This window comes from Pseudomonas sp. TH32 (assembly GCF_016650855.1).
Classification (GTDB): Bacteria; Pseudomonadota; Gammaproteobacteria; order Pseudomonadales; family Pseudomonadaceae; genus Aquipseudomonas.
Genome location: NZ_JAEKFA010000002.1, coordinates 1 through 23,053, shown reverse-complemented (window position 1 = coordinate 23,053; position 23,053 = coordinate 1). Strand labels below are relative to the sequence as shown.

Annotated in this window: 21 protein-coding genes and 3 pseudogenes; 7 read left to right on the top strand and 17 right to left on the bottom strand. The window is 55.4% G+C overall.

All coding sequences use genetic code 11. The features are described 5' to 3' along the window. Positions 1-63 precede the first annotated feature (63 nt). A complete protein-coding gene (locus JFV30_RS03790; RefSeq protein WP_342215029.1) occupies positions 64-264 on the bottom strand; it encodes an EAL domain-containing protein in 201 nt (66 codons plus the stop codon). A gap of 214 nt (positions 265-478) precedes the next feature. On the opposite strand from JFV30_RS03790, the pseudogene JFV30_RS03785 reads away from it, so the two are divergent. The 4 genes and pseudogenes from JFV30_RS03785 to JFV30_RS03770 form a co-directional block, all read left to right on the top strand. Further along, positions 479-853 (top strand): annotated as a pseudogene (locus JFV30_RS03785) (extracellular solute-binding protein); the annotation flags it as partial. A gap of 196 nt (positions 854-1,049) precedes the next feature. Next, a pseudogene (locus JFV30_RS03780) lies at positions 1,050-1,592 on the top strand (IS66 family transposase); the annotation flags it as partial. Between the two features lie 2,331 nt (positions 1,593-3,923). Continuing rightward, positions 3,924-4,892, top strand: a complete 969-nt coding sequence (locus JFV30_RS03775; protein WP_201121450.1) for a DUF932 domain-containing protein — start codon at positions 3,924-3,926, stop codon at positions 4,890-4,892. 67 nt (positions 4,893-4,959) lie between these two features. Continuing rightward, positions 4,960-5,151: a hypothetical protein gene (locus JFV30_RS03770; RefSeq protein ID WP_201121991.1), complete on the top strand. Its 192-nt coding sequence runs from the start codon at positions 4,960-4,962 to the stop codon at positions 5,149-5,151. A 29-nt stretch (positions 5,152-5,180) separates the two neighbouring features. Here JFV30_RS03770 and JFV30_RS03765 read toward each other — a convergent pair whose 3' ends face one another. Further along, positions 5,181-5,489 carry a helix-turn-helix domain-containing protein gene (locus JFV30_RS03765; protein WP_201121451.1) on the bottom strand — a complete coding sequence of 103 codons (309 nt, stop codon included), beginning with the start codon at positions 5,487-5,489 and terminating at the stop codon, positions 5,181-5,183. A gap of 121 nt (positions 5,490-5,610) precedes the next feature. Between JFV30_RS03765 and JFV30_RS03760 the strand changes: the two genes are divergently transcribed. From JFV30_RS03760 to JFV30_RS03750, 3 genes are all read left to right on the top strand, one after another. Next, complete coding sequence (locus JFV30_RS03760) at positions 5,611-6,267, top strand: hypothetical protein (RefSeq protein WP_201121989.1); 657 nt, start codon at positions 5,611-5,613, stop codon at positions 6,265-6,267. A gap of 33 nt (positions 6,268-6,300) precedes the next feature. Then, positions 6,301-6,633, top strand: a complete 333-nt coding sequence (locus JFV30_RS03755) for a hypothetical protein (RefSeq protein WP_201121987.1) — start codon at positions 6,301-6,303, stop codon at positions 6,631-6,633. 443 nt (positions 6,634-7,076) lie between these two features. Continuing rightward, positions 7,077-7,715, top strand: a complete 639-nt coding sequence (locus JFV30_RS03750; protein ID WP_342215161.1) for an EAL domain-containing protein — start codon at positions 7,077-7,079, stop codon at positions 7,713-7,715. 9 nt (positions 7,716-7,724) lie between these two features. On the opposite strand, the gene JFV30_RS03745 is transcribed toward JFV30_RS03750, so the two are convergent. From JFV30_RS03745 to JFV30_RS03690, 15 genes and pseudogenes are all read right to left on the bottom strand, one after another. Continuing rightward, positions 7,725-8,165 (bottom strand): response regulator, encoded by a 441-nt coding sequence (locus JFV30_RS03745; protein WP_446739843.1) that lies wholly within the window; start codon positions 8,163-8,165, stop codon positions 7,725-7,727. Between the two features lie 14 nt (positions 8,166-8,179). Beyond that, complete coding sequence (locus tag JFV30_RS03740) at positions 8,180-9,301, bottom strand: fimbrial protein (RefSeq protein WP_201121454.1); 1,122 nt, start codon at positions 9,299-9,301, stop codon at positions 8,180-8,182. Then, positions 9,298-9,588: a FimD/PapC C-terminal domain-containing protein gene (locus JFV30_RS32995; RefSeq protein WP_342215160.1), complete on the bottom strand. Its 291-nt coding sequence runs from the start codon at positions 9,586-9,588 to the stop codon at positions 9,298-9,300. The genes JFV30_RS03740 and JFV30_RS32995 overlap by 4 nt, the downstream gene beginning before the upstream one ends. A gap of 96 nt (positions 9,589-9,684) precedes the next feature. Continuing rightward, positions 9,685-11,894 (bottom strand): annotated as a pseudogene (locus tag JFV30_RS03735) (fimbria/pilus outer membrane usher protein); the annotation flags it as partial. Between the two features lie 33 nt (positions 11,895-11,927). Continuing rightward, positions 11,928-12,674 (bottom strand): fimbrial biogenesis chaperone, encoded by a 747-nt coding sequence (locus tag JFV30_RS03730; protein ID WP_201121455.1) that lies wholly within the window; start codon positions 12,672-12,674, stop codon positions 11,928-11,930. Positions 12,675-12,746: 72 nt separating this feature from the next. After that, complete coding sequence (locus JFV30_RS03725; RefSeq protein WP_201121456.1) at positions 12,747-13,295, bottom strand: fimbrial protein; 549 nt, start codon at positions 13,293-13,295, stop codon at positions 12,747-12,749. A 289-nt stretch (positions 13,296-13,584) separates the two neighbouring features. Next, a complete protein-coding gene (locus JFV30_RS32990) occupies positions 13,585-14,184 on the bottom strand; it encodes a response regulator (protein ID WP_342215018.1) in 600 nt (199 codons plus the stop codon). 5 nt (positions 14,185-14,189) lie between these two features. Beyond that, complete coding sequence (locus JFV30_RS03720; RefSeq protein WP_242486999.1) at positions 14,190-15,890, bottom strand: ATP-binding protein; 1,701 nt, start codon at positions 15,888-15,890, stop codon at positions 14,190-14,192. Then, entirely contained in the window at positions 15,887-17,302 is a 1,416-nt protein-coding gene (locus JFV30_RS32985) for an ATP-binding protein (protein WP_242487020.1), read from the bottom strand. Before JFV30_RS32985 ends, JFV30_RS03720 begins: the two co-directional genes overlap by 4 nt. After that, positions 17,299-18,276 carry a transporter substrate-binding domain-containing protein gene (locus tag JFV30_RS32980; protein ID WP_242487019.1) on the bottom strand — a complete coding sequence of 326 codons (978 nt, stop codon included), beginning with the start codon at positions 18,274-18,276 and terminating at the stop codon, positions 17,299-17,301. Before JFV30_RS32980 ends, JFV30_RS32985 begins: the two co-directional genes overlap by 4 nt. Next, positions 18,273-18,938 (bottom strand): response regulator transcription factor, encoded by a 666-nt coding sequence (locus tag JFV30_RS03710; RefSeq protein ID WP_201121458.1) that lies wholly within the window; start codon positions 18,936-18,938, stop codon positions 18,273-18,275. Before JFV30_RS03710 ends, JFV30_RS32980 begins: the two co-directional genes overlap by 4 nt. Positions 18,939-19,088: 150 nt before the next feature. After that, positions 19,089-19,754: a response regulator transcription factor gene (locus JFV30_RS03705; RefSeq protein ID WP_201121459.1), complete on the bottom strand. Its 666-nt coding sequence runs from the start codon at positions 19,752-19,754 to the stop codon at positions 19,089-19,091. A 241-nt stretch (positions 19,755-19,995) separates the two neighbouring features. Beyond that, positions 19,996-21,468, bottom strand: coding sequence for an EAL domain-containing protein (locus tag JFV30_RS03700; RefSeq protein WP_201121460.1), 1,473 nt, complete (start codon positions 21,466-21,468; stop codon positions 19,996-19,998). Between the two features lie 261 nt (positions 21,469-21,729). Beyond that, complete coding sequence (locus JFV30_RS03695; RefSeq protein ID WP_342215159.1) at positions 21,730-22,281, bottom strand: inovirus Gp2 family protein; 552 nt, start codon at positions 22,279-22,281, stop codon at positions 21,730-21,732. Between the two features lie 548 nt (positions 22,282-22,829). After that, entirely contained in the window at positions 22,830-23,018 is a 189-nt protein-coding gene (locus JFV30_RS03690; protein WP_133836645.1) for a helix-turn-helix transcriptional regulator, read from the bottom strand. Positions 23,019-23,053: the final 35 nt, after the last annotated feature.

Below are 23,053 nucleotides of genomic sequence, written 5' to 3'. Positions count from 1 at the left end.
CCGAACGCCTGTTCCAACTCGGTTTGCAACCATTAGATAAACCACTCCACCTCAGCCGACAGTTCAACGGTTGGCGTGCCAATGCTGGAGCTTGGTGGAAGACCAGTTGACAGAGATCATCACGTCTTCAGGCCAGCGCGTGGCCTCTTTGCACTCCGTATGCAATACCCAATGACTCAAGGGCAGGATCAGCGCGGTTTCCTCGGCAATGGGGATAAAAACGTCCGGCCCCAATAACCCGCGTTGCGGATGTTCCCAGCGCACCACCGTGGTCATCTACGCGAATAAAGTCGCGTCTGAATAAACTTTTTAAAAGAAGAAAAAGTATCGTGAAAATATGCGTTTTACGTTTGTTGGGCTTTATTCGAGCTGTCGTAATCAGGTTTGTCGGCCGCTGCCCCATATGACCGACTGCTGAGTAGGGGTTCACAAGAAAAATAATAGTTGCTGTCGCCCAGAGCGCAGAGTGAGGAGCACCATGAGAATAATCGCAGCGACATTTTTGGTTTCAGCAGGTCTGTCCGTAACCCTGGCATGCCACGCCGCAGAAACCATCACCATCGCCACCGTCAATAACGGTGACATGATCCGCATGCAGCGGCTCTCGAAAATCTTCGAGGCGCAGCATCCCGAGGTAAAACTCAACTGGGTGGTGCTAGAAGAGAACGTCTTGCGCCAGCGCCTGACCACTGATATTTCCACCCAAAGTGGTCAGTTCGATGTGTTGACCATTGGCACCTATGAAACACCACTCTGGGGCGGTAAAGGTTGGCTGGAACCTATGAAAGACCTCCCTGCCAGTTACGACGTCGAAGACATATTTCCCGCTATCCGTCCGGCCAAGTCATCTAACAGACTCTGCAAAACCAAAACATGGTACCCAGTCAAATGGTCATCAGCCAATCAGATGAGAAATCGTCGAGGGCAGTTAAGTTGTTGGATTAACTCGAAGCTGGTGAGGGTTCTTGCTTCGGCTTGGTCTTGCCGAGAACGAACCACACAGCTAAACAGATAAGCCCACCGCCGTACAAATGTGCGGCCGAAAGACGCTCACCAAGGAACATCACACCCCAGACGAGACCCCGGTACAAATGCTGACACCTGGCGCGAAGAAAACTCATCGCGCTTGTGTCTGGGCCTATGCCACCAGCCAGTTCTCCGATCTGGCTGCGGTCGTTTATGACTTCAGTCCGAGCAGGGCTGGCGAACATGCCCGAGCCTTCCTTGGCCACTGAAACGGCAAGCTAGTCTGCGACGACGTCGCTGGCTACAAGGCAGGCTTTGAACTGGGTGTCACGGAGATCGGCTGCATGGCCCATGCACGCCGCAAGTTCTTCGACTTACACGCGTCCAACAAAAGCCAGATCGCCGAAAAAGCGCTGCACTACATCGCGCCCTTGTACGAAGTTGAACGAGAAGTTCGCGAACTGGAACCGGGTGTCCGACAGCGCATACGGCAGGAAAAAGCAGCCCCGATTATCGACGCACTCCATACCTGGATGATCGCCCGGAGGCAGCTTGTGTATGAGGGATCGGCCATCGCCAAGGCGTTGGATTACAGCCTCAAACGCTGGATTGCGCGGACGCGGTATAGCGGAGTGAGGAAGGTTGTCGTATGCGGTTTATAGCACACGCGTACGACGCGATCATTCAATTTCGGTTGTCAGCACTGTAGAGCCTGTATACACACCGGCGGAGGTCGGAGATTTAACCATTGTTGCAGATATTGGGACTCGGGCGTCGTTAGCGACGGTAAAATTAGCTGTCGCCCCGCCCCCGGGTAGTGTAACGCGCGCAGTACCTAGCGTCCCGATCGCGATATCTCCCCCGTTTTGGAGTCGCAGTTTCACGGCGGCGGGCCCGGTGCATCGTACGGTGGTTTCGGAGGACGCAGAGATACCACTTTCCCCCACCACGCCGGTCAGTGTGAGCGACACGGTGTCGCTGGCACACGTGATCGGAGGTCGCTGTTCGGTCACGATCGCCGGTCCCTCCCATCTGTACCCATTGGCGAAATTCTTACTACCGCGGCACCCCACCCCTGCGGTGACGGTGGTACCGGCTGGGGGTGGGGCGGTGGTTCGTATGGTGACCCGTCCGATGGCGTCCTGCACATACTGGATGACGTCCTGTGGATTACAGTATGCGGGGGTGGGTGGGATGTACCCGACGCACGGGGCGGGATACGCCGACGAGCAGCGGCGGGTCATGGGGTCATAAATATCGAACGATAATTGCGCGTACACCCCCGGACCAGGAAGCGGCATTTTCTGGATCTCCGCGAGGGAGATCGACGCTTCAACGAGACGATAGTCAGTGGTCCCGTTGGGGGCGGTTGTTGATTCGAACCGCATCATCCCCGCGGCAGCGACGGCCGGGATGACTAGGGGCAGGGCGAGGGCGATCGGTAGCAAGAAGTCGTTTCGTAGTTTCATTCAGGCGCGGTCTCGTAGTGGATCTGGACGGGGGGGGACACTAGGCGGGGGAGACCCCGGGCGGCCGTGCGGAGCCGTTCCGATGGCATCAATGGGTTACCCCAGCATTTACTCTGCTCGTACTTTTCACCGTGCCTCATACGTCTGCACCTGCACCGCGGTTTCTATCAATGACAACCCTAGGCGCCTGGTTTGCTCGTAAAGCCGCAGTCGTTGTGCACGGTGTGTTCTAACTCGCTATGAGCTGGGAGGAGCTTAGGAGTCAAGAACGTAAAAACGTATCGGACGCGCCTGATGGATGGCTAGGAAACTTCCTACGTCTTCCATGTCATGGCATATAATAAAATGGCAAATCACATTTAGTGAGCTCAGCCACCTAATGATTGCAGGTCAGGTACCATGAGGACGGCCAAGACCGACTTTATGAATTCACGCTTCTCGACACCGGTGTATTCAGCGTCCGCATACGCTTAACTCGCCCATGCCAGCCCCGGATAATCTGCAGGGGACCCTAAGGCATAATTCGGTAAGGGTGCCCTCCCTTCTGCTGGGTCCAAGGTCTGCTTGCCTATCCTTGGAGCTGTAACTCACGATCAGAAAACGAAAGATGTGTTCACCGCCCGCTACCCGTGTATGAGAATGCAGATCTCTTTTTTCTTGTCCCAGGCAAGGAACCCGAACGCTAAGCCAAAAGAGTTTACGACTCAGCTCCATAATTTTTTGACCTGGATGGCTTCAGAAACCGGTTAGGGGCGCTTTGGGTCGATTTCTGCCTGTCACGACCGACGGAAATTGGCCAAAAGCGGACGACCAACTCGGTTCTGGTTTCGCGCAGCTTGCCTCCTCCGCAAGTGCAAGCTGGCTGACCTCTCTGCCTCTTGGATACGCCTGGTATGTCAAGTCGGCTGCGGGCCACGCCCCCGATGCGCATTGACTCGGCTATAGACTGCGCTGAGTCGTCTTCTTCCGTACCGATCAAATCATTCATCAGAAACACCTATTCGATTCGAAAAAATCTGAACCACACATAACAGTAATGACATCACCACCATGGAGCTTCAAACCATGTCATTGCAGTGCCCTCGCTGTCACTCACCCAAAAGTCGCGTCCTTCCACCAAGCCATGAAAATTGCAGCTGCCCTCGGTACGGTCGGCGGCGCAGCACGTGGCGTCAGTGCAGCATTAGCCGGCGGCCAGGCGGGTGCCACCGTTGGCGCTATTGCCGGCCCGCTCGGCGTCACTCTCGGAGCCGTTTCTGGGGCGATCCTCGGCGGCCTTGTTGGCGGCGCTGGCGGCTGTGCATTAGGCGCTCAACTCGGCGACAAGCTTGACCGCCACGTACTCGCCCACAACCTCTGCCTGATCTGCGGGCATCGCTTCAACCTCCCTGCTTAATCCGTCTTCTACTCCTTTCTTTCTATTACGTCCGGACATTGCCACGCGATGCGTGGCGTTTATGCCGAGCTGTACCCCAAGGAACATTAATCATGGCTCATCAAATCGAACAAATGGCTTACGTTGGCGCAACCCCGTGGCACGGCCTCGGCAGTCAGCTGACTCAAAAACAACCTATCGAGATCTGGCAGCGTGAAGCCGGTATGGACTGGCAGATCCAGGAAAGCCCCGTCCACTTCAAAGCCGACGCTATTGGCCATATGGGCAGTATTCACTCATTCCCAGAGCAAAAGGTACTGTACCGTTCCGACACCAAGGCTCCGCTGTCCGTGGTATCCAACCGCTACCAAATTGTCCAGCCGCGTGAGGTTATGGAGTTTTACCGTGACCTGACTGAAGTGTCCGGCTATGAGCTGGAAACGGCAGGTGTTCTGAAGGGAGGGCGTAAGTTCTGGGCATTAGCGCGAACTGGGCAAAACGCCACTTTGAAGGGCAACGATCAGGTTAATGGCTACTTGTTGCTGGCGACCTCGTGTGACGGCACCCTCGCGACAACAGCCACGCCGACCACCGTTCGCGTGGTTTGCAACAACACGTTGAGCATTGCCTTGAATTGTATCCCCCATGCAATCAAGGTCCCACATAACACGCGATTCAATCCGCAGACTGTGAAAAAGCAACTCGGTATTGCCGTCTCGCAATGGGACGAATTCATGTACCGGATGCGCGTGCTCTCCGAACGCAAAGTTCAGTGGCCTGAGGCGATGAGCTTTTTTATGGAGGTGCTATGTGAGACCTACGCCCAAGATCCCATTCCCGACGTACTACCCAACAAACGAGCGCTGGAGAAGGTGCAAAGCCTATACGAAGGCAAAGGGCGTGGATCAGGCATGGAGTCCACTCGCGGCACCGCATGGGGCCTGCTAAACGCAGTAACTGAGTATGTCGATCACGAGCGTCGTGCCAGGAGTTCAGAATACCGGATGGACTCAGCTTGGTTCGGGCAGGGAGCGCAAATCAAGCAACGCGCACTCGACTCGGCTCTTCGACTAGTTGCATAAAATTGTTTTCGACCAACATGCCTGAGCGATCACCGCTCAGGCATTTTTCCGCCTGAAGGAAAATACGATGAATTTCATACGCTTTGTCGGTCTGCTTTTCATGTTTTTCGGCATTCTGGCCAGCTGCCTGTTGGCAGTAGCGCTTGCTGTTCTCATGGCTCGCTCCTGGCCAATCCTGATTGCAGTGCTGCTAGCAGCCTTGCTATTCGAGTTGATCACGACAGAAGCCGGGGTCGAAGTATCTTTGAACCCATGCTGAAGGTAGACCAAAGGCGCATTGCTGAGTTGCTATTGAGATTCCAGCAGCAGGTCCAGGTGTTGCATAAGCTGCACGCGCTCGTCTGCACCCAGCTTACTAAACTTGATAAGCAGCTCAGCTTCGTCATCTTCGACCGCGTAAAAATACGCCGCAGGAACACTGAGCACCTCGCTCAGACGCTCGACCAAATCCGGTGCAGGAACACGCTTCCCCAACTCGTACCGGTTCATACGGGTGCTTGCAGACATCTCGTCTAAGCCGGCATCCAGTCCTAGTCGTTCTTGCGACAACCCCGCCCGAATACGCGCCTGCTTTATCCGCTTTGCCAGTACTGACATGCACACACCCAATTTCCAAAGGGGCATCGTGCATGCGCAGCTTTTTCCAAATACTACCGTTTTGGTAGTATTCGAATATCATACGAACTCAATCCAACCATCGACAAAACCGAGCACTCAGATGAAAGTCAAAATCTCGCTGATCAATGCAATGCTTTTTGCCGCTTTACAGGCAGGTGTGTCCCTGACAGCTGCCGCAGACCCGAACGTACGTGTATGCGATACGACCCCCACTCCAATGCCTATCCTTGCGATCAAACACATCGACTGCTCTATCCCCAACTCTCCGTCTTCAGTAAATAGGGCCTACGTCGATCAGAACGGCAACAAAACTTTGCAGCGTGTTGATGGAAGGCGAATCGTCAACTGCGACAGCGCAGGGACCTGCGCGCACCGTGGTGAATTCATGGGCAATGCTCCTGAAGGGATCTACGGGATCACAACCGGATGGTATCTGGGCACAGATACGTCGGGGGCCGTTGTGGCTTACAAGGAAGGTACAGGTCCAGGCTACGGAGGAAAGCGTTACGAACGACAGGCAACGAAAAGCCCATCATCAAGCCCGATAGACGTAAGCAAACTTGAAGTTGTGTGCATGGCAACGGCGGTTTTCAACTGTTCGATCAATGGGCAAGACATCGAAGATGAGGATTTACCTAAATATCTTCCGTTGGTGGATAAAAAGGATGTAAAGAAACAAGGCGGAAACTGCGACTCAGTACCACTTTGCTACGACAAGAACATGATGCTCTTGGGTCTAAATAAAGACTTGTTTTAAACCTTATAAACTTCACTAGCAATTGGAAATAAAATGGACATCAGTGTTTATTCAGCCAGCGAAATCTCTAACAAAGAAATTTCCTCAATGATCGCAGAAAAAAAGTCTTTTAAAATAAAAGAAATCGAATCTGATTTTTTTGGTGACACGGTGGAAACCATAGAAAAGCTAATTGAGTTACAAGGATACACATGTCGAGTGTATACCGCAGGACGCATAGCAGCCCTTGGAGTCGGTGCAATTACTATCGTTGGTGGGGTAGCAGCCGGACTTACAATTGCAGCTCACAACATCGCAACCTATAACCCTGACTATGAAATAGCTAAATTTTATCCGACAACGCTAGCCATTACCTACAAGAAGTAGAAACTTCTACCCAGCATAAATCAACCTTACGCCTTCCTTAGCAAAGCTGAGAAAGGCATAATGATCAAAAGTTTTCTTTTTGGGTAGCAGCTAAACCTTTCCCCCACTCGTGCTTCTCCTGATTCACTTTAAATAAACGAGAGGTATTTATTAGTCGATATTATATCGACAGCATCTCGCATAGCTCTCTCCCTCATAACTATTAAAGAAAAGAGGTACCAGCCGTATGCCGTGTAATTTAGGGCATCTGGGAGGAGTCGACCACACTGACCTTTAGCCACAACATCAGTCCCTAAAGCTTTTGCATTTCAGCATGCCCAATAGCGGCCCTTCAATTTCCGAATCGCTCCGAATTATCCAGGCTTAAAGGCTATGCGTCGATACGCCAAGACAGGCCGCGTCATCAGCGACAGAGAGTTTCTTTTCGTTCACTTGATTGACAAATTGTATTTCGAACTCTTCGAGACAACGCTGGTTGCTCGTGGCACCTCCTAATTGGCCTCAGTTTAAGGCAAAGAGGTGTCTACGAAACCCGGGGCGATTCATCTAGAGCAGGGCCAACTCATAGGCATGGCATTCAACCTGTCCCTTGGGCATTGATGAGCGAAACACTTGTCGAGCGCTTGGAGACTCGGTTGCGCCAGCACCCTCTGCCACTTTCATCACTAACCATCGAAATCACCGAGGACGGTCCTAGCGGTGCTTGCGCTAGCAGCGTTGAAAAGCTTAATCGCCTGCGCCTATTGGGCATACGCCTATCGATTGATGACTTCGGCACGGGCTGTTCGTCACTTTTACGACTATGCCAGGTACCGTTTAGTGAAATAAAACTGGCGAAAGAGTTCATCCAATTTATCGACGGCCCCGGCCACTGCCGTGCAGTCATTCGCAATACACTGGTTCTGGCCGGCAATTTGGGCATGCAACTGGTGGTGGAAGGTATCGAAACCGCAGCTCAGCAGGATCATTTGTATGAGATGGGGGTGCAGATTGGTCAGGGCTTTTTGTATGCTAAACCGATGGCGATCGATGTATTTGAAAGGTGGATACAAGAACCGATGACAGAAGCCTGTTTCCAATAACGGTTTTCATTAGGCACCGACTTCTCCGTTTCGCTCCTGCGCAACAGGACAGGTCTCGACCTTTGCCATCAGGTGGGTGAGGGTTTCGAAGTCCGGCAATGGCAAAGCGCTGATCAGCACCTTGTCTTGACGGCATACCAGAAGCGAGGGTACGCCCCGTTGCTGATCATCGTAAATCAATGCATAACGAATATGCGGGTTGTCCATGCAGAAAGAAAACAGATCAAATTTCACCCCCTTCACCAATGAGGCGTTGATAATCAACAGGTCCAGAGGCTCGCGGTCGTACTCCACCGCACTAAATACCTGCACCAGTTGATGCAAGGGCGCAATTCGGTAATAACCCAAATGGTTCAGGTCCCGTTCAATCCTCAACCGGTAAAAGTGTTGTTCATCTGCGATCAGAATTCGTAGCGCTTTATTCGGCCTTATTCGCATCCTCGCGATCACTCTCAAGTTTTCCATCACTGATAAATAATCGTAAACGTCGCCGACGCATTGGCCGGCCCCGGCGTGACCTTGGCCTGTGTTTGCAAATAGCGGGCACGCAGCCGGATTGAATAGCTGCCCTCAGTCGTTCGCAGGGTCAGGCCACTGTTTTGATTGGTAGACAAAGGCAAGCCGCTGCCGTTAGGCGTCCCGACCTGCACACCTACGCCGGTGGCGGCGGGTGAACTGCCGGCAGTCGTAGGGTCCAGGCTTAGCACACCAGTACCGGCGTTGATCGCCGTCCTTGCCGGGTCAACGCGGTATTGCAGGGTGTTGTTGACCAGGGTGCCACTGGTGCCCGTACCGGAGGGTGAATTACCGCTCTGGGAGCTCCAGCCTGGTCCTGTGGTGCTAAAGGTTCCTGTAAACGCCGGGCAATCATTCAATTGAATGGCAAAATCAACCCAGCCGCTGGCCGTGTTTATTCCGGTAAATGTCTTGGTCTGATGCGTGCCCATAGGGACTGTCACATCCGGCGTACTGCAGGTGCGCGAGACAATCTGGATACTGCCGGAGATGCCCATCTTGAACCCCAACATTCTGACATCGCCAAAATTGCCAAACAGGCTCACGGTCGGCAACGTGCTGCCCATTAACACTCCCGGTGAAATATCGCCTATCTTGATGAGGATCAATTCATAATTGGATGGACCATCAAAAGGAACCAGGCACCTCCAGCCCGCCGAACACGTGGTCCATGATGGGCTACTTTGCCTTGGTAGCGGGCCGCCCGTGCTGTTAAAGGCGACCCCGAGCCCCGGAATCCTGGTTCTGTAGACTTTGTTGGCGTAGGTTCCGCTGGACCAACTGGCCAGTGAATTGTTCTCAAGAGTCATCTCCATCCATTGTTGAAACGGGGCATACAGGCACTCTAGCTTCACTGCCTGGCCCGCCGCCATGCTGAACTTCTGTCGATACACCTCAGTGCCCACCGGCACATCGCGCCCAACGCTGATGGAGGATATCTGCAACGGCATGTCGCCCACCGCCGGCTGAATACCGTTCATGTAGGTACAGGTGACTGCCATGGCCGTGTTGGCAGCGGCCCACAGCGCCATGACGGCCAATCCCGATTTGATCAAAGCCCTGATGCTCATAACGGTACCTTTTGCGTAGTGTTGGGCCGCACGCTGTTCGCGACTTGTTTGCCTGCCGCACACACGGCGTCCAGCTGTTGCAACTGCTGCCCCTCACCTGGGCCCGGCGGAATGGCCAACGCGCACTGCTGATGGGCTTTGCTGCCCCAGTTGATCAGCAATTGACGGGTGTCCGGCTTGATCCGCGCATAGAGCTGGCCACCCTGCCCGACCATGCCCACCGTGGCGCCTTCGCCATCCGTTACGCCGGCGCCGAACGGCAAGCTGCTGCCATCGTCCAAGCGCACATTGAGCAGCACCGCACGGCCTTGGTTGGTGGTGTATTTAAGGTGCACCACGGCACCGGCACGTGGTGCGACTTGCTGGCTGGTTTCGCTGAATTCGACGTCCAGGGAGCTGCCGGCCGGGTCAATGGCCACTTCATTCAACTCATATGGGCGCAAGTACGGCACCACGGCATTGCCACTCCCGTCGAGCCTTAGGCCTGGGTAACCGGAAACTTTGGCGCCCTGCGCACCGGGCGCACTGATCACGGCCATGGTTTCGCCGCGATAAGGCGACAACGTCACACCTTCGGAGTGAGCCACCACCGTGCCGCTGGCGCCCAGGGACGTGCTGGTATACCCATCGCCATAGCCCAATGCGGCATTGAGCATGGCCCGGGCGCCGGTGTACTGCCCGTTGAACGCAGCGCTCTTGCTGCTACTGCCGCCATCGTGCCCGAAGGTAGCGCCGTAGCCATACTGGCGGTCTTCGCCGGCAGTACCACTGATACCGGCCTGCTCGCTGTAGTTGCCGCGGGTGTCACGGCCAACCTGGGCGGTCATCTGCGGGCCATAACCTGAGCCGCCGAATTCCAGGGGCATGCTCATGGTCAGCAGAAAACTGTTCTCCATGTCGCCCATGCCCACACGGCTGCGGTTGGCATTCACACTGAAACTCACGCGGTTGAATTGCTTGCTATAGCTGAACTGGTATTGCACGTCGCTGCCCGGCTGGTTCCAGTAGTTCTGGGCATAGCCGCTGATAGTCACTTGGCCCCAAGGCCCGAGCGTCTGGTCGGCGGTGATGGACAGGCGGCTACGCGGGCGCCCAAATAAGCGGGTATCCCAGCCATTTTTCTCGGCATCCAGCAGTTGCACTGCATTACTGAAATCCAGGTAGTCACCGGTAGAAAACCGATAAGCCGCCACCGAAAAGTTACTGCCGGTGCTGAGTACGTTCTTGCTGTAGGACACGCGCATGCTCTGCCCTTTGGCGGTACCGCCAGCCAGCTCGGTCTGAGCATGAGTCACGTCGACCGCCATGGCACCGATGGGCGTACCGAACGCCACGCCCGTGAGTAACGCCGTGTAGTGGTCGCTCGATTGCATACCACCAAACCCGGTGAACGTGTTGTTCAGGCCGTATTGCAAAGTACCTTGCAGCAGGCGTACCTGTTGGTCGACATAGTTGTTGCGGGTTTCACCGGCGGTAAGGCTGAAACGCGCGGTTCCTGGGCGCAGCAACTGGCTGACCGAGGCATAGGGCACGATAAAGTTCTGTTCCGTGCCGTCTGCCTCGGCAACGCTCACATTGAGGTCGCCGCCGTAGCCGGTGGAGTACAGGTCGTCGATCACAAAGGCACCGGGCGCTACAGTGGTTTCCAGCAATACGTTGCCGGCCTGGCGGATGGTGACCCGCGCGTTGGTGCGCGCAATGCCACGGATAACCGGGGCATAACCGCGCATGGAGTCGGGCAGCATGCGGTCGTCGCTGGCCAACTGCACGCCGCGAAAGGACAATGTGTCGAAGATCTCGCCGCTGGTGTTGGACTCCCCGCCGTGAACTGGCTTTTCAGCGCAGTGATATCGCGCTGTACGTAAGTGTCCAGGGCTTGGTATTTGTTGCCCTGGCGCGACTGCCAGCTCATCGACGCGTTGTGGCGCAGGCGCCAGTCACCCAGATTGAGGCCGGCGTTGAGGCCCATGAAAGCCGAGTCATAGTTACCGGAGCGGGTGCGGTTCCGATTAGCGTTAAAGTTGTAACTGAGCATGCCTGCCGTAACCCCGCGGTCCCACAGTTCAGGGCTGACATAGCCCCGGGAATTACGCTTCAAGGCCGCTTGGGGAATGCTGAGGTCGAGCGCCTGGTTCTCGGGCGAAAAGTTCGCGCTGGCGCCTTGGATCAAACTGCCCAATGCCACGCAGCCCTGACTACCGAGCGCCTGACTGGCCTCGGGTGGCAACTTGGACATTTCCACGCCCTGGCGCTCAAGCAACCCATGATCCATGCACACCACCGGCTTGCTGCCGTCGGGCTGGGCCTCAATGCGGATGTCCTGGCGGCTGTTCAACTGGCCATTGAGCAAAACGTCGGCGCGGTACTGTCCTGGCGTCACCGGGTTACCGGCCTGGTATTTACCGAGGTCAAGATTGCGTGAATCCTCAGGCAAAAACGCGTCGTTGAATTGCACCTCTTGCGCCAACGCGCCTTGCACCCCCAATGCACCAGGAGTAACGGCCAATACCCTGAGTATCAAGGTCGTAAGCGGATTCAAGGCAAAGCGAGGCTGCGCCCTCAGGGCAAGCCTGGAGCTGGAAGAGGTTGGCATAATTGACTCGCGGGTAAAAACGTCAGGGATTGATCAGGGCTTGAGTGCTTTCCGAGTCGGGATCAGCGCGCCGTAATCATTGATGGCACTGAACTCCACTTGGGCATCGGCGGCAGGTCGAGTCTTGAGGGTTGGCAGCGGGAACTGCCGGGTTTCGCCCGGGGCAACCATCCCATCCTCACTGCGAGCGCGCGTAGCACCTTGCACCAGGTCCAATTCGACCATCGACACGTAGAACGCCGACGGGTTGAACGCTTGCAACGCCAGGCCCACGCCATCAGGGGTCGACACCACTTGCCATTGCACCTGTTCAATCGCTTCAGTGGCGGTTCCAGGCAACCCGGTGGGGCGGTAGAACAGCTTGATACGCGAGCGGAATGCCATTTGCAGGGTGTTGAGGTCTGCGCCGGCTTCGGGCTTTGGCGGAATCTCCAACACGTTGAGCCAGAATATTGATTCTTTGCCTGGGGCAAGTGCAGCGCCCGTGAACATTACCCGCAGGCTTTGGCCTTTGGCCGGGTCGATACGCGCCACCGGTGGCGAAAGCAGAAACGGCGCCTTGGAACTGGTGGGGGTGGAGGTCACACTGCCGGTGTCGATCCACGCCTGCATCAGCGCAGGTTGCGTGCCGTTGTTGTTGAGTTTTACGGTGACTTCCTTCTGGCCTGCCGGGTAGATCACCCGAGTGCCGGTGATCACCACACCTGCATTGGCCTGAAAACTTGCCAGCACCATGAGGCTTGCCAGCAGTAACTGTTTGAATGGAAGTTTGTAATACATGACGTTGTCCCATCGCTGCCAGAAAACACGCCCTTCACATACCAATCAGGGCGTGTGCTCATTGCGCGCGGCTTACTGATAGTTGATAGAGTACGTAACGTTACTGATAACAGTACCTGGCGTAGTTGCTGCCTGTGCGTAGTACTGAACGGAGTACGGCAGGTCTGCACTTAGGGTGGTCGAATTGATGCTGATACGGCTGGTAGAAGCAACTTGCCCGGTATCGCCGGCCTTGATCGGTTTGCCATTAGAGGCGTCAACTAGTTGCAGTTGAGCCTTGGTGGCAGTGCCGCTCAAGTTCTTCAAATTGCCGCTGGCCGGGTCAACTGAAGCGCCGGCTTCAAAGAACGCAGAAGCGGTTTTCAGTGCAGCAGAGCACTTGCTCAGTTGAATGCTGAAACCGGTCTGGCCTGCCACTTGGCCGAGCGAGGCAAGCGAAGCGGTGGAGATCGTCGGCAACGTAACAGTGCTGCCCGCGGAGCCGGCAGCACCATTGACCGCAACCTGGCAGGTTTCAGCTTTCAGTTCGCCGTTGAAATTGATGGTGCCGTCCGACGCCATGGCGGCGGAGGTGGCGGTGGCTGCGACCAGTACAGCGAGGGCGCGGGCTTTGTAATCCATGAGGTAACTCCGAAAGAGCAAGGGTCTAAGTAAGTATTGGAGTTTCCTTTTGCAGGATAACTCCCTGTGCTGTTGCGGGGTTAAGTTTAAGGCGCCGACTGAGCCATCCAAATAGGACTGCTCCGAAAAAAACAACTAGCCAGCGTAGATTTCCAACAATTAACTATTCGCGCCCCACGCCTAAAAAACCACAAGTATCGGTTATTGTTTTTATTGATCACGCCGACACTTCGTCAATAGGAGCACTCCTAAAAAACTTGTGCCACCAGAGAGCAATTTGCAGCAAAACTCAAGAACTTAGTCCCACCCACTGTTCAACCAAACAACTGAGATGGCCCGCAATAACCACAGTGGGCCAGCGCCCTTCAGCCTGTAGCTCAGGCTCGAGCATTTTGGCTGTGGCCGCGAGATCCGCCCAACCCACCGCTAACGCAACCGCATGCAGGCGCCGCACGGCCTGCAGCGCCAGGCTGCGATCACGCAGGGCCACCGCCTCAAGCAAACTACTCAGGTGCTTGCGCAACGTCTCAGGCCCTGGGGCATTGGGTGACTGATCGGGCTGCGCCAAGATGACTTCGCACCACAGCTCAATGGTTTGTTGCAATGGCGCCTGGTGAATAGGCTTGCTCAGTGCACCATCCATACCGGCATCAAAGCAACGTGCGAGATGTTCATTGCCAGCAAACTGCGAGACCCCGATGATCGGGCAATACGTCCGCTGCTGTTGGCGCTCAAGTTCACGAAACTCGCCGGCCAGGTTATATCCATCGGCCTCTGGCAGATCACAGTCCATCAACACCAGATCAACTTCGTGTGCGCTGAAGAGGCTCAAGCCTTGGGTAATATCAGCCGCTGACAACGGCTCACAACCCAAGTCATGCAGTTGCACCTCCACTACGTGTTGATCGACTTTCGTGCCCCCACTACCAAAACCCGCAACCCCACAGATTCGGGCGCTATCGCTAGCGCCGGCGAATCGAGCGGTTCAGCCCATTCGATGGGCAACATCACCCCGACTTGGGTCCCTTTGCCCAGCGTGCTACTGAGCGTGAGCTCGCCCTGCATCAACTTCACCAACCGCCGACAGACCACCAACCCGAGCCCAGTGCCGCCCTTGCGCTTGTAAGCGTCCTTGTCCCGGACATAGGGCCGAAACAATGAACCTTGCGCCTGTTCAGACAAGCCGATGCTGCTGTCAACTACCCGAATCATCAGTTGCCGATCCCCCTCAAGCACTTGAAGCTGAACCTCTACCCGACCGACGTCGGTGAACTTGATGGCATTGAAGATCAGGTTGCGCAAAATCTGGGCCACGCGCAGCTCATCGAGTAACAAAGGGGCGACAGGTCGCTCACTCGTCACTGTCAGTTCAAGACCTTTTTCCTCGGCATACGGACGCTGGCTGTCCACCACGCGCCGGGCCAGTACACCGAGGTCCACGGCTTCCACGTTGAGCTTTAATTGCCCGGCCTCCATCTTGGAGATATCCAGCACATCGTCCACTAACCGCAACAAGGCGTTAGCGCCATTGTTAGCGAGATACGCGAAGTGGCGTTGATGTTCATCGAGCGCGGTATGCTCCAACAATTCGACAGCGGCCAGTACCGCGTTCATGGGCGAGCGAATTTCATGGCTCATCACCGCCAGGAACATCGCCTTCTCTCGCTCGTTATGGGTGGCGCGTCGACGCTGCACGCGACTTTGCCAAACGAGTGTGACGAGTATCAGCACAACGCCCAGCAGCAACCACAACTCACTTTCGTAATGATCGGTGATGGCCTCGATGGTCGGTATATCCAAGTTCATGTCTGCGAACCAGGCATCGTAGATCGCCTTGCGCTCATCCCCGGTGATGGAGGCCAGCGCCTTGTCCAGAATCGACAACAGGATCACATCGTCATCGCGTACCGCCATGCTCACCCCGGTATGCTGCTGGGGCACCACTCCGGAAACCTGCAACACGCCGTGGTACTGGCGAGACAGGTACGGAATCAGTAACCATTCTGAAGCAATGGCTGCATCTGCCTTGCCGTCCTTGACCATTGCCATCATGTCTACTGCGTTCTGGGCCGAAATGATCGTGATACCAGGCACCTTTTCCTTCAAAAATGCCGAATAGCCTTCACGTCCCAACATCACCAGCCGCTTGCCGGCGAGTTGCTCAAGATCGGCAAAAGGTTCACCGTCAAAACGACTGACAAGGATGGTCGAACTGGTGTTGTAAGGCTGGGTATAGAGGATCCCGCGATCCTCAGCGGGGTCATCGGAGCGACGCCGAGTAGGCAAGATATCGACCTCACCGCTGATCAGCATGTCTTTGCGGGCACTGCGTGTAGTGGTCGGCACAGACGTGAAATGCAACCCCGTACGGCGTGTGATCAATCCCAGGTACTTGGCCGACAGCCCTCGCAGCTCGCCACCGCTGATGTACTCGAAGGGCAACAGATTTTCGAACACACCTACGCGCAAGACCGGGTTAGCCGCAACCCAGTCGAGTTCCTGTTGCGTCAAAGTCAGTGGCGGCGGGTTCGCCTGTGCACCCACCAGGCCAGCGCAGCCCACCAGGACCAGTACCAGTAAAAGACGCCACATCATAGTTGCATCCGATGTGCCCGGATTGCCGGCAGCGCATCGAGCTGCGTATCGCCGTCCAAATCATTCCATTGCTGGAGCAATGCTCGCAGGGCTTGCGTGTAAAACGGGTTATCCCACTCCGCCTGCGTGCGCAGCAGGTTCTCCACATGCTCCGTCGCCCGGCCCATTGCTGGCCACTCCATGATCAGCGCTGCACCGTGCAAGCGATGAGCCACGTGCAGGGCGGACGGGCGATCACACAGGGCTATCGCCTTGATCAGGTTCCCCAGGTCAGCGGCCACTTCCCGGTTGATCCCGGCCTGGTCGAGCACGGGAGCCATCAAACTCACCGCGGGATCTGCCAGTGTGACGTCGCACCAACGCTCAATGACCTCGCGCAATTGGCCCAGGCCAATGGGCTTGCTCAATGCGGCGTCCATCCCGGCTTCCAGACAACGCTGAAGGTGCTGCCCACCGGTCAAGGCAGAGATAGCGATGATCGGGCAACGCGTGCGGCCCAGTTGCTGCTCGAATGCGCGCAACCTACGGGCTAGGCCATAACCATCCTCGTCCGGTAGATCGCAGTCCACCAGGATCAAGTCGTACGCGGCTTGCGCAAACAGGGCGCGGGCTTGGGCAGCATCGGCGGCCACCACGGGCCGACCACCGTAGCTGCTGATTTGTGCACGCAACACCTCTTGATTTGCCAGGGTGTCCTCCACCACCAGGATCTGCAATCCGCTGGAGGCCGGCAGCGCTGACGTGGCTTCTACTTGTGGCAGTTCAACAGGTGACGGTGCGGCCGCTACGGGCAAGCAGATAGTGATTGTGGTGCCTGCACCCAGCTCGCTCCTGAGTGTCAACGTGCCGCTCATCAAGTTGACCAATTGCTGGCAAATCACCAATCCTAATCCGGTTCCCCCTGAACGTTTGTATGACTGGCTGTCTTGTGCATACGCCCGGAACAGCGACGCCTGCACTGCGGCTGAAATCCCGATCCCGGTGTCACGCACCTCAATCTGCAATTGCCCGGCGTGGTCGGTAAGCCCCACCACCCGCACGTCGATATCGATACCGCCTGCATCGGTGAACTTGATGGCATTGGAAAGCAGATTATGAAAAATCTGCGTCAGGCGGGTGCTGTCGAGCAGCACCAAGGGTAACTGCGCTTGGATGTGGGAATTCAGCACCAGATGTTTTTCTCTGGCGCGCAAGCGGTGTAGGCCGACGACGCCTTGCACCAACGCCGTCACATCGGTCGATTCAACTGTCAGCTGTATGGGCTTCACCGTCGACCTCGACGTCTCCAAAATGTCATCCAGTAAACGCACCAACGTGTTGGCGCCACTGTTCGCCAAATGAGCAAAATGACGTTGTTGCAGGTTGAGCTGGGTGTGCCCCAGCAGCTCCAACGCCGCCAGCACGGCATTCATGGGGAGCGTATTTCATGGTTCATGACCGCCAGGAATCTCGATTTTTCCTGCTCATTGCGTAGCGCGCGGCGCCGCAACCGATGACTGCGGTAGACCAGCGCGCACAGGCCGGCCAACGCCAGTGCACCAATCGTGAGGACATGCATGTAGTGGTTGGCGATACTCAACAGGGACGGAGCGTCTACATCCAGGTCGTGATACCAGTTCTCATAGATGGCATTGCGTTGATCCGCCGTAATGGACCCGAGAACTTTTTCAAGTATGGAACGCAGCATGACCTGGTCTGCGCGGACCGCCATGCTCACCTCCAGCACCTGGTGCCCAACCACACCCGACGTTTCCAGAACGCCCTGGAACTGTCGATACAGATAGGGCATCAGAAAGGTTTCTGAGGCGACCACCGCATCGGCCCTGCCCTCCTTGACCATGGTCAACATCTCCATGGCCGATGTGCTTCTGATGAGATGGGCCTTGGTCGCCTTTCCCCGGAATATCTCCTCGTAGTGCTCCACATCGGGAATCATCACGGTTTTGCCCTGCAGCTGTTCCAGGTCAAAAATCCCGGGACTGTCGACACGCGTGACAATAATGGGCGAGGTGGTGTGGTAGACCAACGCGACCAGCCCCTGAGTCGCGGGCTCGGACCTGAAGTGCAGGTAAGAGGACAGCAGATCCACCTGGCCTTCCAGTAGCATCTCTTCACGCGCGGCCAGGGTCTTGCCAGGTACATAAGTGAATTGAAGGCCCGTAGCGGCCGTCACAAACTGCAAGTACTGCATTGATCGACCGCGCAGTCCCCCGTCGCTCATGTACTCGAAGGGAATCAGGCTCTCCACCACCCCAACACGAAGTACCGGGTGTAGGGTTATCCAGTGCAATTGCTCTTCGCTCAGCTCAACAGAACCAGCCCAGATAAGCGGCGACCCCAGCATCAACAACACGAGAAGCCCAACACTCCACAACCTGGCTTTCATGACGTGCCGATGATCCTATTAAGCTTGAACAGTTCGTTGTTCGACGTCACGCCCAATTTGCGAAACGCTGAGGTTTTCTGGGTGCTGATGGTCTTGATACTGCGATTGAATTTCTCGGCAATTTCACTCACGGTCATACCCGCGAGATAACAGCGAATGACTTCCTGTTCTCGACTGGTCAGCTCCGCCTGGAATAACGCATCCTGCGCATTGCCCTGGCCTTCGCGGGTATCGCTGGTGACCGTTTCCGCCAAGCGGTAGGTCATGTCGGTGCTTAGGTACGCCGCACCCGCGGCGACCTTGCGAATGGCCTTGACCAGTTGGTCCATGTCTTCACCCTTGCCGACAAAACCACGGGCGCCGACCCGCATGGCCAGGCTAACTGTCGCCGGGTCGTGATGCGTGGACAAGACGAGGATATGACAGAGGGGAAACTTGACCCGCAAGGCCCGAATCAGTGATACCCCGTCCAGTTCGTCGGGATTCAGGGAGAAGTCCAGCAAGAGTAAATCCGCAGGAGACGTGGCGAGACCCGCGATAAGGTCACGGCTGCGTGCGTAAACGCCAACCACTTCAAAGTTCGCCTCACACGCCAGGGTGTTGGCGAGTCCATGCCGTACAACCGCGTGATCATCCAACAACGCAATGCGTACAGGTTTCATCGTGATCGACCCCACTCTGCGGACCGCACACAGTGCGATCGGAACACAGGAATAGCCTACCGATACAACGTTCAGCCCGTAGTTGAGTATATCCAGTGATCGGTAAATCACATCCCACTCGTGCTTTTTTCCGAGCAGTGCGTAGTTGAATCAAATACCCTCAATAATGTGCTTGATTCTGAATAACTCATTGTTCGATACCACACCCAATTTGCGAAATGCCGCGGCTTTTTGTGAGCTGATAGTCTTGATGCTACGACTAAATTTTTCGGCGATTTCCGTAATGGTCATGCCCGCCAGGTAACAACGGATCACGTCCTGCTCACGTGCTGAAAGGCTCACAAAACGCAAAGCTTCATCCCGGTTACTTTCTTCACCGTGACTATTCACGGCCGTGGCTTCCGCTACCCGATAAGCCATGTCGGGACTCAGGTAGACCTCGCCCGATGCCACCAACCGGACAGCGCTGATCAACTGATTGATGTCTTCACTCTTACCCAGAAAGCCGCGCGCGCCGACACGCAAGGCGAGAATCACAGTCGCAGCGTCGTGGTGGGTGGAAAATATCAGGAGGCGGCACTGCGGGTGCTTTACCCTCAATGCACGAATCAACAAGATGCCGTCTAACTCACTCGGCCCGAGCACAAAATCCAGCAACAATACCTCCGCCGGCGCCACCGCAAGCCCAGCCATGGCGTCACGGCTGCGGGCATAGACACCGACCACTTCAAAATCAGGTTCCTGCTGCAATCGATTGACCAACCCATGTCGTACGATTGCATGATCATCCAGCAAAGCAATTTTCAAGCGTTTCATAAATCAGAAGGCACTCTTTATAACGAGCAAAAGGATGAGATATACAGTGCCCTCATCTTTAGTAAGTTCTCGTCATCTCAGACGAACCTATAAAATCAATGACATCCGTGCTATTGACCAATCGCACATAACTACACAAGCGAACGAAAAGAGCGGCAAATAACCCAGAAAGCCAGAGGCCATAAAAGCTAATGTGATCGCGCCAGAATAAACATCAGAAAACTCTTAAAAGCGGTCAGTGCTATAGATTATTTTCCCGTTGAATAACGAAACTCAAGAAAGCATCAATTTCCATCGGGCGTGCCAACGCGTAACCCTGCCCTACCCGGCAACCCAATCGGTACAACAGCGGAATAGTCGACTCATCCTCGATCCCTTCTGCCACCAAATTCAAACTGAGCAGGCGTGCCCAGTTGACGATTCCGGCGATGACTTTACGTGACGACGAATGCAGCTCCACACCACGGACGAACGACCCATCAATTTTCATCTCATCAAACGACAGGTTCGCCAACAGGTTCAACGTAGCGGCACCCGTACCAAAATCATCCATCGACACTTGGAAGCCCTTGGCTCGAATAGCCGTCAACGAGGCCGATAAGTAGAGTTCGTCGGGCTCGGGTACATCCTCGGTGAGTTCAATTTTGAGCAGTCGACTCGGCAGGTCAGCCTGACGCATACGTGCCGCCAGCCGGTCAGAAAAGTTAGGCGTACAAATGGTCTTTGCCGACGCATTCACCGCAATGGGAATCTCGATATTTTCGCGTTTTAGCGCAAGCATGACCTTGATCGTCCACATCTCCACCAGGCTGAAAAGCAGCAAGTCCAGGCCCAACCTGTTGACCAATGGCATCAATACAGAAGGCGGTATTTCCCCAAAACGTGGGTGCTTCCAACGCACCAGCGCCTCAGCCCCCACAACGCGTCGGCTCCGCAACTCAAATTGCGGCTGGAACACAAAGCGCAGGCCCTCCCCCGTCGTCAGCGCATTGATCACCTCATCTTCGGCCAACGAATCGAACGTATTCATTCGCAACGTGGCGTCCGGTTGCGCACGCGTCAGTACCGCCGCTCGCAAGGCGTCGCCCAGGGCCAGGGTGGCACCTTCGCGCAGGATTTCCACCGAAATGCCTGCCGTCCGTGCCAATCGGGCATGGGACTCCAAAGCACTGACGGCAACCCCACCCATGTACTTGATCCAGAGCGGACTGGTCGGCGTTTTGTGGCACAGCGAGTGCCCCCCTTCAACGACACTGGAGGGTGCATCCAAGGCAGCCTCCCCGGTCCAGAAGATACTGGGGAACTGGGTCAGTGTGCCCACCTCATGCATCCCCCTGAGGAGGCTCGGCAACATCAGCCCGTCGCCACACTCAGGACGGAGCTCACAGACAATAACGTCGACTGGATATTCGCCCAACCAGGCCTCAACGCCACTCAAGGATTCGAGGTTGACGATTGGAGTCACCCCCATTCCACTCAAGGCAGAAGCCAGCCGGTGTGCACATACAGCATCGGACGCCAACGTGATGACACGTAATGCGCTGAACTCGCTGGGCACGGCGGCATTCAAGATCATGATAAAAATTTCCTGAGACTGTTTCAGGAAAAAGCTTATCAGCGCAAAAAAGAAGCAAATAGGACTGGGACTAAAAGTACACCCGCGCAGCTCAGGACAACTGATGCCCCACCCAAGCGGGTGTTGGGTTTCCCACATAAAAGCGTCGTTCTAACACGCTGTCAGAAATAGGTAGCTACCGGTAATCCGTAGAGTGTTGAACCGGGCTTTGATTTTCCTCCCTGCATCTCCTTTCTCATCAGCTGACCTACTCGCCTACATCAGCGACAGACAGTTTCATTTCCGGGCACTTAATTGACCGCTTGGCTTTTTGAATCTTCGGGGCAGCGTAGGTTGCTCATGGCGCCTCCTGATTCGCCTCAGTTAAGGCATGGAGGTGTCTACGGAATGAGGGGCGATTCACCCTCTACTGCAACCGAACCCATGCTGACTGCTTCCGTAGACCTTGGTAGCCGATTTGCAGAGGTAGCTAGCCCTTCTGAAAAGCGAACCAAGCTCATCGTCACCAAATCCCTTCGCAGATTTTCCTCTGGCTACTCGGTAGGTCGCGTTATCTGGAATTTCTACCAGTCCTACAACTAGATCGGCTGGGATCCCCAGCGCGCTCGCCCACGCCTCGTTCAAGCGACTGAACATGTTGGTTCGGTCTGAGGCGATTTTGCCTACGGTGTAAAAGGCGTCTCGGTTTAGCAAAATCAGCAGATGGTAGTGCGGCCTTCCACGCCACCCTTGCTCTCGTGCCCACACATACCGAACTTTGCAGCTATGAGCGTGCTGGTACCGCCGTGAAGCCATTTCGCGGTTATGCTTCACCTTTGATTTGAATGAGGCAAAAAACCTACTAATGACCTCGTTGGAATCTATGTAATCGTCCAGTTCAATGTCACAGGGAAGCCGTAGGTCCACCCTGAATGCGAGCACCCTTGAGTATTGGTCAAAGGTCAAATCCATGGTTCGCTTTAAATCAGCCAGGTACTCGCGGATGAATGGGCCTTTCTCCACCATCACTGGCAGCCCTTCGAAGGTGTCGTCGTAGTGGAAGTGAAGATTTCGGTTATCGGGGTGACGAAGCATGATTACTACTCTTGGAGTGGAGGTCATAACCTCTGCACCCTGAGTAGTTTTTAACCCTGCCTCCTTCCTGCCCCAGATGCATTCGCCTTCAGGGTGTGCCCCTTCTGTACAGGTCTATAAAGCATATTACCCGCACCGAGAAAGTGACCTCCGAAAGGTGCGAAGGCACATCACTGAAATCCCAATGAGACGTTGATTTTTTGATAATCCCTGCACTCTGGAAAAAAAGCATCTCCCATGCATGGGCCTCCTCACACTGTCGCGAATCACGCTATCAGCAATAGTGATCAACTCAACTTCGACGTAGTCCATGACTCACTGAAGCGACCGCAATGACCCGCACACCCTCCGGCATAAGCGCCATGGTCGGAGATGATCCGACCATGGCGCTTATGCCGGTTAGTCAACACCCTTCACGCAACAAATTATTCGGCCGTGTCGCGCTCTTCGATCCGAGCCAAAATCCACTCGTGTACCTCCTCCTCCACCCAACCAACACTGCGCTCTCCCAGTGAGACCGGCTTGGGGAAGGCTCCTTCGGCGATGTACTTATAGATGGTAGAGCGACCCAGACCGGTTGAGTCGATGACGTCTTTCAGGCGAATGATCCTCATGAACGGGGCTCCTCTGTTCGTTCAGAGGATTGGCA

What these genes read in the sequence shown, in the direction of transcription:
- JFV30_RS03775 (WP_201121450.1), top strand. Translation starts at nt 3,924, where the DNA reads ATGGCTCATCAAATCGAACAAATGGCTTACGTTGGCGCAACCCCGTGG.
- JFV30_RS03720 (WP_242486999.1), bottom strand. Translation starts at nt 15,890, where the DNA reads ATGATGTGGCGTCTTTTACTGGTACTGGTCCTGGTGGGCTGCGCTGGC.
- JFV30_RS32980 (WP_242487019.1), bottom strand. Translation starts at nt 18,276, where the DNA reads ATGAAAGCCAGGTTGTGGAGTGTTGGGCTTCTCGTGTTGTTGATGCTG.
- JFV30_RS03690 (WP_133836645.1), bottom strand. Translation starts at nt 23,018, where the DNA reads ATGAGGATCATTCGCCTGAAAGACGTCATCGACTCAACCGGTCTGGGT.
- JFV30_RS03710 (WP_201121458.1), bottom strand. Translation starts at nt 18,938, where the DNA reads ATGAAACCTGTACGCATTGCGTTGTTGGATGATCACGCGGTTGTACGG.
- JFV30_RS03725 (WP_201121456.1), bottom strand. Translation starts at nt 13,295, where the DNA reads ATGGATTACAAAGCCCGCGCCCTCGCTGTACTGGTCGCAGCCACCGCC.
- JFV30_RS03705 (WP_201121459.1), bottom strand. Translation starts at nt 19,754, where the DNA reads ATGAAACGCTTGAAAATTGCTTTGCTGGATGATCATGCAATCGTACGA.
- JFV30_RS03755 (WP_201121987.1), top strand. Translation starts at nt 6,301, where the DNA reads ATGGACATCAGTGTTTATTCAGCCAGCGAAATCTCTAACAAAGAAATT.
- JFV30_RS03765 (WP_201121451.1), bottom strand. Translation starts at nt 5,489, where the DNA reads ATGTCAGTACTGGCAAAGCGGATAAAGCAGGCGCGTATTCGGGCGGGG.
- JFV30_RS03730 (WP_201121455.1), bottom strand. Translation starts at nt 12,674, where the DNA reads ATGTATTACAAACTTCCATTCAAACAGTTACTGCTGGCAAGCCTCATG.
- JFV30_RS32985 (WP_242487020.1), bottom strand. Translation starts at nt 17,302, where the DNA reads ATGAATGCCGTGCTGGCGGCGTTGGAGCTGCTGGGGCACACCCAGCTC.
- JFV30_RS03760 (WP_201121989.1), top strand. Translation starts at nt 5,611, where the DNA reads ATGAAAGTCAAAATCTCGCTGATCAATGCAATGCTTTTTGCCGCTTTA.
- JFV30_RS03740 (WP_201121454.1), bottom strand. Translation starts at nt 9,301, where the DNA reads ATGAGCATCAGGGCTTTGATCAAATCGGGATTGGCCGTCATGGCGCTG.
- JFV30_RS03695 (WP_342215159.1), bottom strand. Translation starts at nt 22,281, where the DNA reads ATGGATTTGACCTTTGACCAATACTCAAGGGTGCTCGCATTCAGGGTG.
- JFV30_RS03700 (WP_201121460.1), bottom strand. Translation starts at nt 21,468, where the DNA reads ATGTGGGAAACCCAACACCCGCTTGGGTGGGGCATCAGTTGTCCTGAG.
- JFV30_RS03770 (WP_201121991.1), top strand. Translation starts at nt 4,960, where the DNA reads ATGAATTTCATACGCTTTGTCGGTCTGCTTTTCATGTTTTTCGGCATT.